The sequence below is a fragment of the bacterium genome, from assembly GCA_016124905.1.
In the GTDB taxonomy this organism is placed as follows: domain Bacteria; phylum Pseudomonadota; class Alphaproteobacteria; order Rickettsiales; family RI-342; genus RI-342.
In genome coordinates this window covers 1-15342 of the sequence record WGMV01000013.1, presented here as the reverse complement: position 1 = coordinate 15342, position 15342 = coordinate 1, and the positions used below count along the sequence as shown (strand labels likewise).

Annotated in this window: 15 protein-coding genes; 6 read left to right on the top strand and 9 right to left on the bottom strand. The window is 58.6% G+C overall.

From position 1 onward, the window contains the following. Positions 1-28: 28 nt before the first annotated feature. Both GC177_04680 and GC177_04675 read right to left on the bottom strand, forming a co-directional pair. On the bottom strand, positions 29-832 hold the full coding sequence (locus GC177_04680) for a hypothetical protein (GenBank protein ID MBI1275249.1): 804 nt from the start codon (positions 830-832) through the stop codon (positions 29-31). A gap of 55 nt (positions 833-887) precedes the next feature. Next, on the bottom strand, positions 888-2387 hold the full coding sequence (locus GC177_04675) for a YifB family Mg chelatase-like AAA ATPase (GenBank protein ID MBI1275248.1): 1500 nt from the start codon (positions 2385-2387) through the stop codon (positions 888-890). Positions 2388-2532: 145 nt separating this feature from the next. On the opposite strand from GC177_04675, the gene phoB reads away from it, so the two are divergent. Further along, positions 2533-3255: a phosphate regulon transcriptional regulatory protein PhoB gene (phoB, locus tag GC177_04670; protein ID MBI1275247.1), complete on the top strand. Its 723-nt coding sequence runs from the start codon at positions 2533-2535 to the stop codon at positions 3253-3255. Between the two features lie 104 nt (positions 3256-3359). Here the strand turns inward: phoB and GC177_04665 are convergent, their stop codons facing one another. From GC177_04665 to metF, 4 genes are read right to left on the bottom strand one after another with little or no spacing between them, the layout of a single operon-like run. Then, positions 3360-4619 (bottom strand): CCA tRNA nucleotidyltransferase, encoded by a 1260-nt coding sequence (locus GC177_04665; GenBank protein ID MBI1275246.1) that lies wholly within the window; start codon positions 4617-4619, stop codon positions 3360-3362. 1 nt (position 4620) lies between these two features. Beyond that, positions 4621-4881: a hypothetical protein gene (locus GC177_04660; protein ID MBI1275245.1), complete on the bottom strand. Its 261-nt coding sequence runs from the start codon at positions 4879-4881 to the stop codon at positions 4621-4623. Beyond that, positions 4878-5438 (bottom strand): DUF1285 domain-containing protein, encoded by a 561-nt coding sequence (locus GC177_04655; protein ID MBI1275244.1) that lies wholly within the window; start codon positions 5436-5438, stop codon positions 4878-4880. The genes GC177_04660 and GC177_04655 overlap by 4 nt, the downstream gene beginning before the upstream one ends. Further along, positions 5326-6249 carry a methylenetetrahydrofolate reductase [NAD(P)H] gene (gene metF / locus GC177_04650; protein ID MBI1275243.1) on the bottom strand — a complete coding sequence of 308 codons (924 nt, stop codon included), beginning with the start codon at positions 6247-6249 and terminating at the stop codon, positions 5326-5328. Before metF ends, GC177_04655 begins: the two co-directional genes overlap by 113 nt. A 282-nt stretch (positions 6250-6531) precedes the next feature. On the opposite strand from metF, the gene GC177_04645 reads away from it, so the two are divergent. Both GC177_04645 and GC177_04640 read left to right on the top strand, forming a co-directional pair. Then, positions 6532-7389 carry a VacJ family lipoprotein gene (locus tag GC177_04645; GenBank protein ID MBI1275242.1) on the top strand — a complete coding sequence of 286 codons (858 nt, stop codon included), beginning with the start codon at positions 6532-6534 and terminating at the stop codon, positions 7387-7389. Between the two features lie 18 nt (positions 7390-7407). Beyond that, complete coding sequence (locus GC177_04640) at positions 7408-8118, top strand: hypothetical protein (GenBank protein MBI1275241.1); 711 nt, start codon at positions 7408-7410, stop codon at positions 8116-8118. A 23-nt stretch (positions 8119-8141) separates the two neighbouring features. Here the strand turns inward: GC177_04640 and GC177_04635 are convergent, their stop codons facing one another. Then, entirely contained in the window at positions 8142-8774 is a 633-nt protein-coding gene (locus tag GC177_04635; GenBank protein ID MBI1275240.1) for an arylesterase, read from the bottom strand. Positions 8775-8875: 101 nt separating this feature from the next. On the opposite strand from GC177_04635, the gene GC177_04630 reads away from it, so the two are divergent. Both GC177_04630 and GC177_04625 read left to right on the top strand, forming a co-directional pair. Beyond that, positions 8876-9646, top strand: a complete 771-nt coding sequence (locus tag GC177_04630; protein ID MBI1275239.1) for an ATP-binding cassette domain-containing protein — start codon at positions 8876-8878, stop codon at positions 9644-9646. Further along, the gene (locus GC177_04625; protein MBI1275238.1) at positions 9633-12197 is read left to right on the top strand and encodes an FtsX-like permease family protein; all 2565 of its coding nucleotides are present in this window, start codon (positions 9633-9635) and stop codon (positions 12195-12197) included. Before GC177_04630 ends, GC177_04625 begins: the two co-directional genes overlap by 14 nt. Here the strand turns inward: GC177_04625 and motB are convergent. Next, the gene (gene motB / locus GC177_04620) at positions 12129-13148 is read right to left on the bottom strand and encodes a flagellar motor protein MotB (protein ID MBI1275237.1); all 1020 of its coding nucleotides are present in this window, start codon (positions 13146-13148) and stop codon (positions 12129-12131) included. The genes GC177_04625 and motB overlap by 69 nt on opposite strands. 364 nt (positions 13149-13512) lie before the next feature. Between motB and GC177_04615 the strand changes: the two genes are divergently transcribed. Beyond that, on the top strand, positions 13513-13977 hold the full coding sequence (locus GC177_04615; GenBank protein ID MBI1275236.1) for a hypothetical protein: 465 nt from the start codon (positions 13513-13515) through the stop codon (positions 13975-13977). Positions 13978-14601: 624 nt separating this feature from the next. On the opposite strand, the gene GC177_04610 is transcribed toward GC177_04615, so the two are convergent. Beyond that, positions 14602-15342: IS1595 family transposase (locus tag GC177_04610; GenBank protein MBI1275235.1), on the bottom strand; the 741-nt coding region annotated here is incomplete at its 5' end.

Here is a 15342-nt window from a genome sequence, read left to right as displayed (position 1 = left end):
TGATTAAACCATCGTTAGCATGCGCCGGTTAATTCATCCGCGCTTGCTGCTGGTCTTTCATACGGTTGAGCTGGTCCTGCAGCCCGGCAACGTGCGATAGCATGCTGGCGGCCTGCGCCTCGTTACCCGCGGCGGCGAACATGCTGTACAGCTCCATGGCTGAATCCAGCGACGCCTGGAAAATCTCTTGAATCTCAGGGTCTTTCAAAAATTGCTGCTGCACGGTCTGCTGCTGCGAACGCGCCTGCTTCTGCAATTGCTGGGCGAGAAACCCGTGCGTTGGCAGCTGGGCCTGCTCATCGCCCACAAGCTCGCGCAGACGATCGGGGTTCATGATGCGCCGCGCCGTGTTTGCCGCCTGGCCGATGGCCAGCCCGCCCGACAATGCCTGCACCCGTGCCTGCAATTGCAACCCCTGTTGCAGGGTTTTCATCGCCTCATCGGGAACCGGCAGTTTTTTATCCTCTTCATCCGGCGCAACCGGCCCTTTGATGAACTCATCGATCACCAGCCAGTTGCCTTCCAGATGCGCATTGGGCGAGCGTGCCAGCAGGGCTCGCAATCTCTCTTCCGGCGCATCGGCCATGGCCTGCTCCTGCGGCATAACAGCCAGCACGCGCGCCAGTGCATCGCCATCCTGCTCCTGCAAAAGGCTGAAGGCCATATCCAGCGGGTTATGCCCGGCGAAAAGGGGAAGCTGCTCCGCCTGCCGCGCACGGCCTTCCAGCACCATCTGCGTCCATGGGCCGATCACTTTCAGCCCCATTTTCTCCAGCTGGGCAAGCCGTGCCTTGACGGCTGCATCTGCAACGGCGGTTTGAGCAAGCACCATCTATCTATCCCTGTCTTTTATCACGTAAAAATAAGGTACTTCTATGGCAGTTCCATTACATCCGGCGATAGCCGAGCGCCTCGGCCATATGGTGCGCCTCAATGGTCTGGCTTGCCTCCATATCGGCAATGGTGCGCGCCACGCGCAGCATCCGCGTGTAGGCCCGCATGGAAAGCTTCAGCCGCGCGATGGATTGCTGAAGCAGCGCCTCTGCCGCATCGCTGGGTTTGGCATGTTGTTTCAGGGCATCGTCATTCAAATCAGCGTTGCTGCGAATATTCGGCATATCCTTGTAGCGCATGCGCTGAATCTCCCACGTCCGCGCCACGCGCGCGGCGATGGTGGCGGAGCTCTCGCCCTCCGGCGTTTTCAGCATATCCAGCGTATCCTGCGCCGCCATCTCCACATGCACGTCAATACGGTCGAGCAATGGGCCGGAAAGCTTTGCCGTATATTGCTCCCCGCATCGCGGCGCCACGCTGCACGCCTTGCCCGCCACGCCCAGATAGCCGCATTTGCACGGGTTCATTGCCGCGATCAGCTGAAAATTCGCCGGGTAGCTTACATGTGCCTGCACCCGGGCGATGCTCACATTCTTATTCTCCAGCGGCTGACGAAGCGACTCCAGCACCTGTGGCGCAAATTCGGGTAATTCATCGAGGAACAGCACACCGCCATGCGCCAGCGAAATCTCTCCCGGCAAGGCCTTGCGCCCGCCGCCGATAATGGCGGCCATCGAGCTGGAATGGTGAGGAGAACGGTACGGCCGCTGCTCCGACAATTCGCCATTCACCAGCAACCCCGCGATGGAGGCGATCATGCTGAGTTCTAAAATATCCCGGCTGTCCATCGGCGGCATGATGCCCGGCATGCAGGATGCCAGCATGGATTTCCCTACGCCCGGCGGTCCGCTCATCAGCAGGTTATGCCGTCCGCTCGCGGCGATCTCCAGCGCCCGCCGCGCCGCTTCCTGCCCGCGCACATGCTTCATGTCGCGCGCCACATTCGGCGGCGCCTGACGGGGCAGGGCAGGCTGCGCGATGCTCTGCGTCCCTTTGAAGTGGTTGATGAGCGCGGTCAGGTCGCTTGCCGCAATAATCCGCATTTCCCCCGCCCACCGCGCCTCGGATCCGTTGGCCGCCGGGCACACCAGTCCCAGCCCCTCGTTCATCGCCGCCATCGCCGCGGGCAGCACACCCGGCACGGGCAGGATTTTTCCATCCAGCGTCAATTCGCCCATCACGGCCAGCTCCGCCGTTTCCTCCACGGGTATTGCCCCGAGCGCCACCAGCATGCCCACCGCAATCGGTAAATCGAAAGGGCTGCCTTCCTTCTGAATATTCGCCGGTGACAAATTAATGGTGATGCGCTTGGGCGGCAAACTTAACCCCAGGCTCTGCAATGCCGCGCGCACCCGCTCGCGGGATTCGCCCACGGCCTTGTCCGGCAGGCCGACAATGGTAAAAGCAGGCATTCCCTGGCTTATCTGAAGCTGCACGTCGATCGGGAGCGCGTCCAGACCCTGCAATGCATAGCTGCGTATATGGGTGACCATCTGGTGAACAATATCTAAATATTCGAAGCTTTTGTGTTAATTGGCTATTAGTAGTTTGCGGGTAAGGTGGTGCAATCGGAGCAGCCGCCCCATTCTATTCGGTTCGGTGTGCTGCCAACAGGTTAAACTACAAACAGGTGCGGTTATGCAACCCAAAGTACTGGTGATTGAAGACGAAGATGCCATCGTCACCATGCTCAAATACAATCTCGAGCAGGATGGTTTCACCGTCTACAGTGCGGGCGACGGCGAAGAGGGGCTCCTCATGGTCTCCGAGAAAATGCCCGACGTCATCGTGCTGGACTGGATGCTTCCCTCCATGTCGGGCGTTGAGGTGTGCCGCCAGTTGCGCCGCAACCAGCAGACCAAGAACATCCCCGTCATCATGCTCTCCGCCCGCGGGGAGGAAGAAGACAAGATCCGCGGCCTCGATTGCGGCGCGGATGATTACATGACCAAGCCCTTCTCTCCTACCGAGCTGGTGGCTCGCATCCGTGCGGTTTTCCGCCGCATCCGCCCCGCTTTGGCAGAGAAGACCATCAGCTATGCCGACGTGAACATGGACCTTGCCGCCCACCGCGTGGTGCGTGGCGGGCAGGATGTGCATCTCGGTCCGACCGAGTTTCGCCTGCTGCAATTCCTGATGGAACATCCCGGCCGCGTCTTCTCGCGCGAACAGTTGCTCGATGCCGTCTGGGGCCATGACATTTACGTGGAGCTTCGCACCGTGGACGTGCACATCCGCCGTCTCCGCAAAGCCCTTTCCATTGACGACCGCGCGCCGGATCTCATTCGCACCGTGCGCAGCGCCGGTTACGCGCTGGAGGTCAATGACGGCAAGTCGGAGATGTCTGAAGCGTTCGCATAATCAACCATTCTGGTTGATTATGCCGAGGATTTTGATGTTCCCTGCTTCACGTTGTTACGCAATGGAACAGTCGCTGGCGCGACGCTCTCGGCAGCCCTGCCTGATTAGGCAGCTTTACCAAGTATCTTCTTAGCCATTTCCAGCAGCGCTTTCTTGTCGGGGCTATAGCCATCCGCTTCCCAGCTCGTCTCAAGCTGTTTCAGCGCAATGCCAAGTTCCTTGCCTTCACGGAAGCCAAGCTTCTGTAAATCCTTGCCCGTTAGCGGAAATACCGGCGCTTCCCATCCCTGCGCAATTTCCAGCAGATATTGCAGCCGGTTGGCGGGCAGCACACCATCCGCCCAAAGCAGCCAGAGCTGCCCCAGCACGATGTAACGTCCATGCGCGCGCAGCAGCATTTTCAGTTCCGCATCGCCCATGCGCGGCGAGGGCAGGGGGGATTGCCATACGGCCAGCAGGTTGCGTTCCTTGCGGCTCAGTTTCCAGCGCTCGCCCACCCATTCGCCAAGCTCCTTGTCACGCGGCAGAATGGCGGTGAGGAACAAAATCCATTCACGCGGGGCTAATGGGTGAGATTGCAGTTTCACCAGCCGCTGCAAAAACAATTGCTTCATGCCGAAAATCGGCACCCATAATTTTACCTGGCTCATCCAGTCCAGCGCCAGCACCGCGTTTTGCGTCAGCAGCAGCTTGCCCATCTCCTCGCGAATGCGCTCTCCCGAAAGGGCGTTGACCATCTTGTGATGCAGCTTGATGGCCCGCATGGCCATCTTGTCCGGCACACGCTCGCCGAATCGGCTCCAGAAGCGGAAGAAGCGGAGCATGCGCAGCCCATCCTCCCGCACCCGGTCATCCGCATTGCCGACGAACCGGATCATCCGTTTTTCCAGGTCATGCAGCCCGCCGGTGGGGTCAATGATTTCGCCATCGGCTGTTGCATACATGGCGTTGATGGTGAAATCACGCCGCTTGGCATCCTCGTCCACGCTGGTGCCGAACGCCACATCCGCATGCCTGCCGTCGCAGGCCGTATCCTGCCGCAGCGTGGTGATCTGCACGGGGTCATGTTCTTTGCCGAAGGTCGCCGTTACCGTGCCGTGCGCAACACCCGTTCCCACCGCCTTGATGCCGTGTTTGGGCAAAAATTCCATCATCGCATCGGGCAGGACGGTGGTGGCCATGTCGATGTCCGACACCGGCAATCCCAGCAGCCCGTCGCGCACACAGCCGCCGACGAACCAAAGCTGTTCCCCTTCCGCTGCAAAAGCAGCAAACAGCGCCTTCAGCGAATCATGCCCCATCCATTCCGGCACGGGAGAAAAGCGGGGCAAAACGATTTCGCGCTTGCGTGAAAACAATCCCATTCTATCCCCCTACGATCTCGCCATTTTTCAGGTGCGGCACCACGGGCAGCGCATCATTGGCTTCTTCCGAAAACCCCAGCGCTAAAAAGCACAGAATGATCATGGCGAATGTCGCGAAAATGGCGGTGAAAATCGGCCCGCGCGTGATGGGTGGCGGTTCGGCGCCACGCTTCTTCGCCTCATTCACCACAGCCGTGCGCCACAGAAGATACACAATCAGCGGAATCCACACCGGCCAGAATTTAATCAGAAATCGCATCATTCGTCCAAACGGAAAGACATGCCATGGCTGGTGACATACCACGCGCCTTTGCCGCCGTCATGGGTTTCCTCCGCCCATTCCGCCAGCCGGTAATAGGCCGGGCGCGAAAGCCGCGCGCGCAGCCCGCGCCACAGGGCAACCCATGGGCCCTTGTCATCGAAACCCAAGGTATGTTCGGGGCCTATTTCCACCTTTTCGCCGATATTCAGCATGGCGGTGATGATGCCATTCGCACGCTCCACATCCACGGCGATGAAGGGCAGGTCCGCCACCTCCACCGTGCAGCGCTCCACGGGCGTCACCAGCAGGTAATCGCCATGTTCTTCTCTCAAAATCGTCGAGAAAAGCCTCACCAGCTCCGGCCGTGCAAACACGGTGCCGTTATGCCACCAATTACCCTCCGCATCGATGCGGATATGGCTGTTGCACAGCGGCGGCAGCTGTTTAAGCGATGCGCCGTCCATCAGCCCCCTCATGGCCGGGGCGGATGCCCAGCAAATGGCAGATGGCCAGCACCAGCTCGGCGCGGTTGAGCGTGTAGAAATGCAGCGCGTCATAGCCCGCGCGCTGGAGCAAACGGCATTGTTCAATGGCAATGCTCGCCGCCACCAGCTGGCGTGTGGTCGGGTCATTATCAAGGCCTGTGAAAATATCCGTGATCCAGGCAGGAACCTTGGTGCCGCACATGGTGCTGAACTTGACCATCTGCTGCACATTCGTCACCGGCAGGATGCCGGGTATCACCGGCACGAAAATGCCTGCCGCGCGCACCTTGTCCATAAAGCGCAGGAACATGTCCACATCGAAGAAATATTGCGTGATGATGCTGTCGGCACCTGCGTCCACTTTTCGGCGCAAATGGTCAATATCGAATTGCGCGCTGGGGGCTTCCGGGTGGATTTCGGGGTAGGCAGCCACGCTCACATGAAAATCCGCCACCGATTTCAGCCCTGCAACCAGCTGGTCGGCATAGGCATAACCGCCGGGGTGGGGCGTATATTTTCCGCTGCCGACAGGTCCTGCTGGCGGGTCTCCCCGCAGGGCCACAATATGCCGCACGCCTGCCTGCCAGTAGCGCCGCGCCACATGCAGAATATCCTCTTTCGACGCCCCCACGCAAGTGAGGTGGGCCGCGGGTTGCAGGTGCGTTTCGCGGATGATGCGCTCCACGGTGGCATGCGTGCGCTCACGCGTGGTGCCGCCCGCGCCGTAAGTCACGGAAACAAAACTCGGGTTCAGCCTGCCCAGCCGCTCAATGCAGCCCCAGAGCTGCCGCTGCATCTCGTCGCTCTGTGGAGGAAAAAACTCGAAGGAAACCTTGGGAGGCAGCGAGGTATTGTGCGAAATAAGCCGGGAAATATCGGGCATGAAAACCTGTTCTTTGCGCAAGGTGGATGTGGTATTGTTGCAACAACTCCATAAAAAATAAACCAGTTAGGCGCAAATGGCAAAAGCACTATCAACAAACGGAGTTTTTTGCTTTAAACGCTTGGCAATTGCCGTAAGTCGATGTATTGGCACGCCCATGGAAATGTGTGCCGAAACCGCGCACCCGGCAGGAAGCAGGAACTAACCGAAAATGCTAACCGCATGTTAAGGTTATGTAAATGCTAGTTTAAATGTTACCGGGTATTGGGTTTCGGCATAACAATGTTTGAGGGCAATGACTGCATGACGACGGCTAAACAAGGAATGAAAACGCTTCTCGCAACCGTGATGTGCGTGGCGCTGGTGGGCACGGCCGCACCGGTGGATGTATTTGCGGCCCCCGTCAAGCGCGCGGCAAAGCCCGCTCCTGCGCCTGCTGCCTCCGCCCCCGCTGACAGCGACCGGATGGACGAATCCTACGCCGATGCGAATGTCGAGGTCTATGATCCGATCGAGCCGGTCAACCGCGCCATTCAGGGCTTCAACGATGTGGTGGACACCATTCTTCTGCACCCGGTTGCCGTGGGTTACCGCAACGTGGTGCCGCAGCCTGCGCGTGAAAGCGTCACCCATGCGCTGCAAAACCTGAACGAGCCGGTTAACGCCGTCAACGCCCTGCTTCAGGGTGATACCTACCACATGTTCGCCAGCATCTGGCGCTTCGTGCTCAATTCCACGCTCGGCATCGGTGGCCTGTTTGATTTCGCCGGCACCAATGCCGGCCTGAAATACCGCAAGGAAGATTTCGGCCAGACCTTCGGGCATTACGGCTCCGGCCCCGGCCCCTACATCGTGCTGCCGATCATCGGCCCGTCCAACCTGCGCGATACGTTCGGCCTGGCGCTGGATATCGCCGCCAACCCCTTCACCTGGGGGCTTGAGCCAGCCGTAAACTACGTGCGTGCCGGTGCAACGGTTGTCGATACGCGTGAGCGTAATCTCGATTTCACCGACGACGTCGCCCGCACCTCGTTTGATCCCTATGCGACCTACCGCAGTGCTTATACGCAATACCGTGTGAAGCAGATCAACACCACCACCATTGGTTGGCAACCGGCGAACACGCCCCGCTGCCACTAAGGATTTCGGAGCCGACCCATGCTATCCATTCGTTCCATGGTCCGTAACACGGCCACTGCTTTGCTGCTTTGCGCAACGGTTATAGGCCCCGCCATGCTCGTGCATGCCCCTGCCGCCCATGCCGCCGCCGACATCCAGTCCAAAGCGCGCGACACGGTAAAGCACCTGGGCGACGAGGTGATCGAGATCATCGCCAACAAACGTCTGGATTCTGACGCGCGCGAGCGCTCGCTGCGCACGGTGCTGGAAACCTATGTGGATGTGGACTGGCTCGCCAAATTCGTGCTCGGCGCCAACTGGCGCACCGCCACGCCGGAGCAGCGCAGCCGCTACATGACAGCCTATGCACCATACATTATCAAAACCTACGCCCGCCGCTTCAACGAATATACCGGTGAGACGATCGACATCACCGACAGCCGTATGGAGCAGGACGGAACCTCCACGGTGTTTGCCGTCATCAATCGCAAGGGCGAATCCGACATCCAGCTTCAGTTCCGCGTCGGCAGCCTTAAAGGCCGCCTGCGCGTAATGGATATCGTGGTGGAGGGCGTCAGCCAGATCAACACCCAGCGTTCGGAATTCTCCTCCGTCATTTCCCGCAAGGGCCTGGATTACCTGATCGGCCGTCTGGAAGAGCGCGCCAACGGCAGCTCGTCGACCGCCTCTTCGTCCGCTTCGCAGGATGCGCAGCCTTCCTCTGCACCCAAGGCCCAGCCGGTATTTTAGGCCAGCCGGGTTTTTAACGGCGCTTACCGTTTCAGCTGCCCTTTTACCAGAGGCACCATGCCTTTGACGATGATGGCCACGCCCTGCCGGTTGGGGTGCAGTCCGTCATCCAGGTTCAGCGAGGGGTTCATTGCCACGCCTTCCAGAAAAAACGGGTAAAGCCTGGCGCCATACTGCTCGGCCAGTTCTTCATACATGGCATCGAACCGCTTCGTATAATCCGGCCCCAGATTGCGCGGTGCGCGCATGCCTGCCAGAATCACCGGCACATTGGCTTTTTTGAAGCCTTCCAGCAGGGTTGCCAGGTTTTTCTTTGCCTCCGCCGGTGGCAGCCCGCGCAGCGCATCATTGGCGCCAAGCTCAAGGATCACCAGTTGCGGCTTTTGCGCCAGCGCGCTCTCCAGACGCCGAACGCCGCCCGCCGTTGTATCGCCCGAAAGGCCCATATTCACCACCCGCGCATCGATGCCCTCGGCATTCAGCGCAGCCTGAAGCTGCGCGGGAAAGGAATCCGTCGGCGGCAAACGGTAGCCTGCCGAGAGACTATCGCCAAATGCCACGATAACCGGTCTGGCCGCCGCGGGGGCTTCCGCAAGGGCAGGAAAAATGCCGCCTAGCGAAAAAAACAGTACAATAAACAGCTTAGAAAGACGCATAGCCAAATCCTTTTTGACGCGATATGCTCACTACCCCCCACAATAAAGAACGGCGGACGGCAATGGCAAGTTTCGACTCGATACGTCAACAGGCGCGTGCAATGGTCAATTCGGCCAAGGGGGGAGGTGGTCTCTCCGCAGCACAATCCGGCCCCATCGAGCTCGACCTGACGGACCCCGTCATTCGCCTGCAAGACGTACACCTCACCATGCCGGGCAAATCCATGCCCGTCAACATTCTGCGCGGTGTGAACCTGGAAGTGAAACGGGGCGAGACGCTCGCCGTGGTCGGCCCTTCCGGTTCCGGCAAAACCTCGCTGATGATGATCATGGCCGGTCTGGAGCGCCCCACATCCGGCTCCGTCACTGTGGCAGGCATGGACATGGTAGGCGCCAATGAGGACCGTCTGGCCCTGTTCCGCCAGCGCGCCATGGGCATTGTGTTCCAGCAATTCCATCTCATCCCCACCATGACCGCGCTGGAAAACGTCCTTGTCCCGCTCGAACTCCTCGGCCGCGACAATGCGCGCGAACGCGCCAGTGAGCTGCTCGCCCGCGTCGGGCTCGATCGCCGTTTCGACCATTTCCCGAGCCAGCTTTCCGGCGGTGAGCAGCAGCGCGTCGCGCTGGCCCGCGCCTTCGCCGCCGAGCCGCCCATCCTGTTGGCCGACGAACCCACCGGCAACCTCGATCTCGACACCGGCACGCTGGTGATCGAGCAGCTTTCGGATCTTCAGCAGCAGCACAACACCACGCTGGTGCTCATCACCCACAACGTCCACCTGGCCAATGCCTGCGAGCGCAAGGTGATCATCCAGGACGGCATGCTGTTTGATTCCGCCGCCGCGGAGGCGATGTATGAAGCCGCATGATCTAACGCCTTTTCTTAAAATCGCTGCGGCCTTCGCCCTGCGTGAGGCGCGTGGCGGCATGAAATCCATGCGCCTGATGCTGCTGGCCATGGCGCTTGGCGTGGCGCTCATCACCGCCATCGGCGTGGTGAGGGATTCGCTCTTCACCGGCATCGAAGCCGACAGCCGCACCCTGCTTGGTGGCGATATCAGCCTCAGCCGCACCTACCAGGCCGCGCGTGACGACGAACTGGCATGGATGCAAAAACAGGGCCGTGTGTCGCACACAGTGGAACTGCGCAGCATGGCCACCCTGCTGGACGGGCCGAAGGAGGCCACGCCCCCCACCAGGCTGATCGAGCTGAAAGCCGTGGACGAGACCTACCCATTGAATGGCGCGGTGCAACTGGAACCCGCTACCCCGGTTCATGAACTCCTCGCCGAGCGCGACGGCCATTTCGGCGTCGCCGTGGATCGCGATCTGCTGAAAGTGATGAATGCCAATATCGGTGACCGCCTCCGCATCGGGGAGAAAGTGGTGATGATCCGCGCCGTGCTCACGCGTGAGCCAGATCGTGTCACCAACACCTATCTGCTCGGCCCGCGCGTGCTGGCAAGCCAGGCCATGCTGGATGCCAGCGGGCTGATCGCCCCCGGTTCGATCGTGACCTACCGCTACCGCGTGGCGCTGGAAAACCCTGCCAATGCCGAAGCCGCAGTGGCCGGGGCGCAAACCCTCTTCGCCAAGGGCGGCTGGAAGATGCAGACCTGGCACAATGCCGCGCCGCGCCTGAAGGAACTGCTCGACCGCCTGCAGCGCTACATCGGCCTTGTCGGCCTGGCGGTGCTGGTCACTGGCGGCATGGGCGTGGCCAACGCCGTCACCGCCTGGTTCGATCGCCGTCAAAGCAACATCGCCATCCTGAAATCCGTTGGCACGCCGATGAATGTCATCGCCATGACCTATGCCATCCAGTTGCTGATCGCCGCCACGCTGGCCGTTTCCATCGGCATGCTTGCGGGCTGTCTGGCACCGGGCTTCTTCATGCCCATGTTCGAGGGCGCATTGCCGATATCGCCCATCTGGAAATATAAGCCCGGCTTTCTGGTCGCCGTGGCGTCATTTTCGCTGCTGACGGCCTGCACCTTCGGCTACTGGCCGCTTTACCGCGCCACGCAGTTCCGCCCCGCGCAGATATTCCGCGCCGGTGCGGGCATCGTCCGTGGCGATGCGCCGGTTACGCTGTTCCACATCATCGGCTATGCCGCCGCCATTGGCCTCATGGCGCTGCTGGCGGGCAAGGTGGTGGGAGATATCAAGCTGACGCTGGTATTCGCCAGCGGCGTCGCGCTCGGCATGGTCGCGTTAGCCGCGCTGGCCACCGGCATCCGCTGGCTTGCTTCACGCATGGCGCGGCAGGGCAGGCTGGAATGGCGCTATGCGCTGGCCAATCTCTCCCGCCCGCATGCGCCCACCGCCAGCGTCATTCTTTCGCTGGGCATGGGCACCGCTTTGCTGGTGGCCGTCATGCTGATGAAGGATAACATGCTGCGCCAGGTCGGCGGTGATCTGCCGGAGGAAGCGCCCACCTATTTCGTGCTCGACATCCCCGAGGAAAACCTCGCCGCCTTTGAATCCATCGGCAAGGACACCGCCGGCATCAGCCAGGTCATCACCTATCCCGCCATTCACGGCCGCATCACGGCCATCAAGGGCATGGACGCCGCCCATGCCGACATCACACCCGAGGTGAACTGGGCCATCCAGGGAGACCGTGTGCTGAGCTTCAGCGATGAACCCCCGCCCGAAAGCGCCGTGAAGCAGGGCACGTGGTGGCCGAAGGATTACGACGGCGCGCCGCAGCTTTCCATCACGGAGGATCTCGCCAAGGGCATGCACCTGAAAACGGGCGACCAACTGACGGTGGAAGTGCTGGGCCAGCCCATCACGGCAACGGTGACCAGCATCCGCGATGTGAACTGGCGCAATTACCGCATGAACTTTGCGCTCATCTTCTCCCCCACCACGCTCAGCCATCTGCCGCATAACTACATGGCCACGCTGAAGACACGGGGTGAGGATGCCGATGCCGCCTTCCTCACCGCCATGTCCGGCGCGATGCCGAGCGTGCCCGTGGTGCGCCTGAAGGAAGCATTGCAGGATGCCAGCGCGCTGGTAATGAAAATCGCCCAGGTGGTGCAGGCCGTGGCGCTGGTGGCCACGGCCATGGGCATCGCCGTGATGGCCACCGCCATTGCCGCCACCCAGTCCAACCGCATGTTCGATCACACCATGTTCAAGGTGCTGGGCGCCACGCGCCGCCGCATCCTCACCATGCTGGCCACCGAATTCACCGTCACGGGCGTATCCGCCGTACTGGCCGCATGGGTGCTGGGCAGTCTGGCTACCTGGGTCATGATGACGGAGGTCATGCGTTCACCGTTTGAGCTGAGTGTTGCCACGTTGCTCGGCACCGGCTTTTTTGCGCTGCTGACGGCGGTGTTACTCGGCCTTGGTCTCACCTGGAGGCTGCTCACCCTTCGCCCCCTCCGCGTTTTGCGGAACGACTGATTCATCAGCAGGTTTTTCTCCGGCCGGGGCAGGGGCCTCTGCCGGCACAGCCGCGGGCTTATCGTTGCCAAGCGCGGGGTCCAGCAATTCTTCCGTGGCGGGCACATCGTACGGATAGATATTTTTATGCAGCAGCACCAGGCTGATGCGGCGGTTGCGCGGGTTGGCGCGGTCGTTCGGTAAAAGCGGTTCCATGTCTGCCTTGCCGCTCACCACCACGATTTTATTGGTCGGCATGTTGAGGTTCATCAGGAAGCGCCGCGTGGCATTGGCGCGGTCGGCGGAAAGCTCCCAGTTCGTGTAGGCCTTGTTCACCCCATAATTGGATGAATCCGTATGCCCGCTGATGGAAACACGGTTGGGCATTTGCTGAAGCACGGGTGAAAGCACCTTGAGGATTTCCTTGGCGTCACTGGTCAGGATATAGCTGCCCGCCTCAAACATCGGCTTCTTGTCCTGGTCCACCAGCTGGATGCGGAGCCCCTCCGGCGTTTGTTCAATCAACAGGTTATCCTGGAACTTACCCAGCCCAGGGTCCTTGCTGATGGCGTTCTTCAGCTGGGTTTCCAGCTCTTTCATGGCTTCGCTTTCGGCCTCATAATCCTTTTTCACCTCTTCAGGGTCCTTGACGATCGGCCCTGTCGGCGGGGCGCCGAACACCACGCCCGGTGGCGTCATGTCGCTTTTCGATGTCCCGTCCTCGGTGGGCGTTTTGCCGCCCTCAATCCCGATACCCTTTTCACCGGCCACGCCGATGGTCGGGGTAAAATAATCCGCAATGCCCTTTTTCTGTTCTTCTGTCGTGGCTGAAAGCAGCCACAACAGCAGGAAGAACGCCATCATCGCGGTCACGAAGTCGGCATAAGCCACCTTCCAGGCTCCACCATGATGCCCGTGGCCGCCTTTCTTGATTTTTTTGATGATTATCGGTCTTTCGGCATCGTCTGCCATGGGGCGCTCCTCGGGAATCCTGCCAAACCTAGGCGGAGATTGACAATTTTCGGTTAATGCAACTCGGTATCCATAGGTAAAGTGCGCTGCCGAGAGCGTCGCACAAGCGACTGTTCCATTGCGACCAACGGAGAGCAGGGAACATCAAAACCAAAGACAACTCCTGCATTTGCGATGCAAATGCAGGAGTTGTTGCAAAAACGCAACATTATCCCCTGAAGGTATGTAATATGTTGACGCTTGAAAGAGAATATGACATCTGTGCTAGATGTTTAGCATCAGAAATATCATTAAAAACGTCTTTTTTACCGCTCTATGTGGCGGAATATGCGGCTATTTCCATCTTACGAAATGGATGGAAAATATGATGGAGCCGGCCCTTTCTGATGGTCAATCCATCTGCCTAAGCGTAGCCGTTGGCTGCGCATTAGGATTCATACTGTTATACATGTTCAAGAGGGACATTGACGCGTTTTTAAGTCCCCTCGAAAGAATAATTATGCGATTGTTTCTTGTTCGATTAAACGATGCTGCGCTTAAGTCTTACGAAGAGTTGCGCCACACCAAAACAGGCGCGTTAGCAGAAAGCAGGTACGACAAAAACCCAGATCATCATTTCACCGATGAGTTGGCAAGCAGATACAACCTGTACGGCGCGCGCGCACCATCAAAAGCTATCGAGGAAATACCCCGGCTTGAAGATGGCACATTTGATGGAACCTTACGAATTGATGGCACGGCCGTCACGCGCAATGACGATAGCCCCATATGGAACAATCTGATGGTACGTCGTTCAGACTTAAAAGAATTCATCAATGGGCATCGGTAAATACCTAAGCCTAGAAGAAGCCCGTAAACAGAATAAGCTCAAGCGATTCTGCAAAGAGCATCCGTCTGCGGGCGATGAAGAGTTGTTTGACAAGCTGGCTGAAGCCATGGCAAAGCCAGAATCCGAATCCCCTAAAAGCAATTAACTGTATTGCCTGTCTTTTGACAGCTATAGAACTGTCCGTTCATATTATAATTCCAATGGCTTGGACTATCACGCTCATTATTCTGAGGGGGCGGGTTTTGCTTCAACGCATTCATTATCTGGTCAAGCTCTTGCTGTCTAACCAGATAAATTGCTCTAAGGTTTTCGCATTTCTCCACCTTGGCGTTTTCTTGCAGGCATTTGATGTATTGCTCTTGAGCCATTTTGGTATTTTGAGATGATTCTACCAAGGCGCACCCACTTAGTATTGCACATGAAAGAAAAACGGTAACGATTCTCATAAGCCCTCCCTGGCTCTGGTGAACGGGGAGTTGATAAGCCTATCATCGAGAGACCGCATACGCCTTTGGCTTTCGCCTGAACATGCGCGTATGCCTCCCCGCCCATAGGGAGGGAGTGCGATTAACGGTCTCACGAACCGCGATGATAGAGGTTATCAAGACCCAGATGGCTCTAGCCTTAGAATGAAAGCAAAAGCCGTTCAAACATAAATTCAGTGTGCTTCCGCATGTTATGGCGGTATTCAAATTCTGCCAGATATTTCGGCATGTGCTTTTCCGATACGTGGATATAAGTTCCCTTAATGGAACGCTTGAGGATTCCCCAGAAACTTTCCAGGCCGTTCACATGGTGGATGCCCTTAACATACTGCTTCTTGCCATGCTCAACCATCACATGCTGGAACCCCTCATTAGCTAGTTGGCGATAGGACACATGCTCATCGGTGTTTAGCAGGGAACCTGCCGCAATATTCTGGCGTATATGAGGCAGTAGAGAGCTTTTCTTGCAATCAGGCACAACCTTCGTCATCAGCATCCCGTTGCGCTGAAGCATACCCATCACAATGGTTTTTTTGTGCTTGTCCTTGTGACCGCCCTTGCCACCAATAAAGGTTTCATCAATCTCTACGTGACCAGAAAGCCCGTCATCCCCGTCAACTTGACCCAGATACTTACGAATCTCATGTCCCATGCGCCAAGCCGTCTTGTAGGTAACGCTCAATTGGCGCTGTAACTCCTTAGCAGGAACACCATGGCGTGAAGTGGTGAACAGATACATGGCATAAAACCATTTTTGCAGTGGCGTTGTAGTGTGCTCAAATGGTGTGCCTGCCATCGGGTGGACATGATGACCGCACCAGGCGCACTGCCAAGCTGGCAGCTTGCGGATTTTGCTGAACTTTCCATGTTTGCCGCACTT

Coding starts and splice junctions, on each gene's coding strand:
- GC177_04645 (MBI1275242.1), top strand. CDS start 6,532: ATGTTTGAGGGCAATGACTGCATGACGACGGCTAAACAAGGAATGAAA.
- GC177_04655 (MBI1275244.1), bottom strand. CDS start 5,438: ATGACGCGCTGCATTTCTACACGCTCAACCGCGCCGAGCTGGTGCTGG.
- GC177_04635 (MBI1275240.1), bottom strand. CDS start 8,774: ATGCGTCTTTCTAAGCTGTTTATTGTACTGTTTTTTTCGCTAGGCGGC.
- phoB (MBI1275247.1), top strand. CDS start 2,533: ATGCAACCCAAAGTACTGGTGATTGAAGACGAAGATGCCATCGTCACC.
- GC177_04625 (MBI1275238.1), top strand. CDS start 9,633: ATGAAGCCGCATGATCTAACGCCTTTTCTTAAAATCGCTGCGGCCTTC.
- GC177_04630 (MBI1275239.1), top strand. CDS start 8,876: ATGGTCAATTCGGCCAAGGGGGGAGGTGGTCTCTCCGCAGCACAATCC.
- GC177_04680 (MBI1275249.1), bottom strand. CDS start 832: ATGGTGCTTGCTCAAACCGCCGTTGCAGATGCAGCCGTCAAGGCACGG.
- GC177_04675 (MBI1275248.1), bottom strand. CDS start 2,387: ATGGTCACCCATATACGCAGCTATGCATTGCAGGGTCTGGACGCGCTC.
- GC177_04640 (MBI1275241.1), top strand. CDS start 7,408: ATGCTATCCATTCGTTCCATGGTCCGTAACACGGCCACTGCTTTGCTG.
- motB (MBI1275237.1), bottom strand. CDS start 13,148: ATGGCAGACGATGCCGAAAGACCGATAATCATCAAAAAAATCAAGAAA.
- GC177_04660 (MBI1275245.1), bottom strand. CDS start 4,881: ATGATGCGATTTCTGATTAAATTCTGGCCGGTGTGGATTCCGCTGATT.
- GC177_04615 (MBI1275236.1), top strand. CDS start 13,513: ATGATGGAGCCGGCCCTTTCTGATGGTCAATCCATCTGCCTAAGCGTA.
- metF (MBI1275243.1), bottom strand. CDS start 6,249: ATGCCCGATATTTCCCGGCTTATTTCGCACAATACCTCGCTGCCTCCC.
- GC177_04665 (MBI1275246.1), bottom strand. CDS start 4,619: ATGGGATTGTTTTCACGCAAGCGCGAAATCGTTTTGCCCCGCTTTTCT.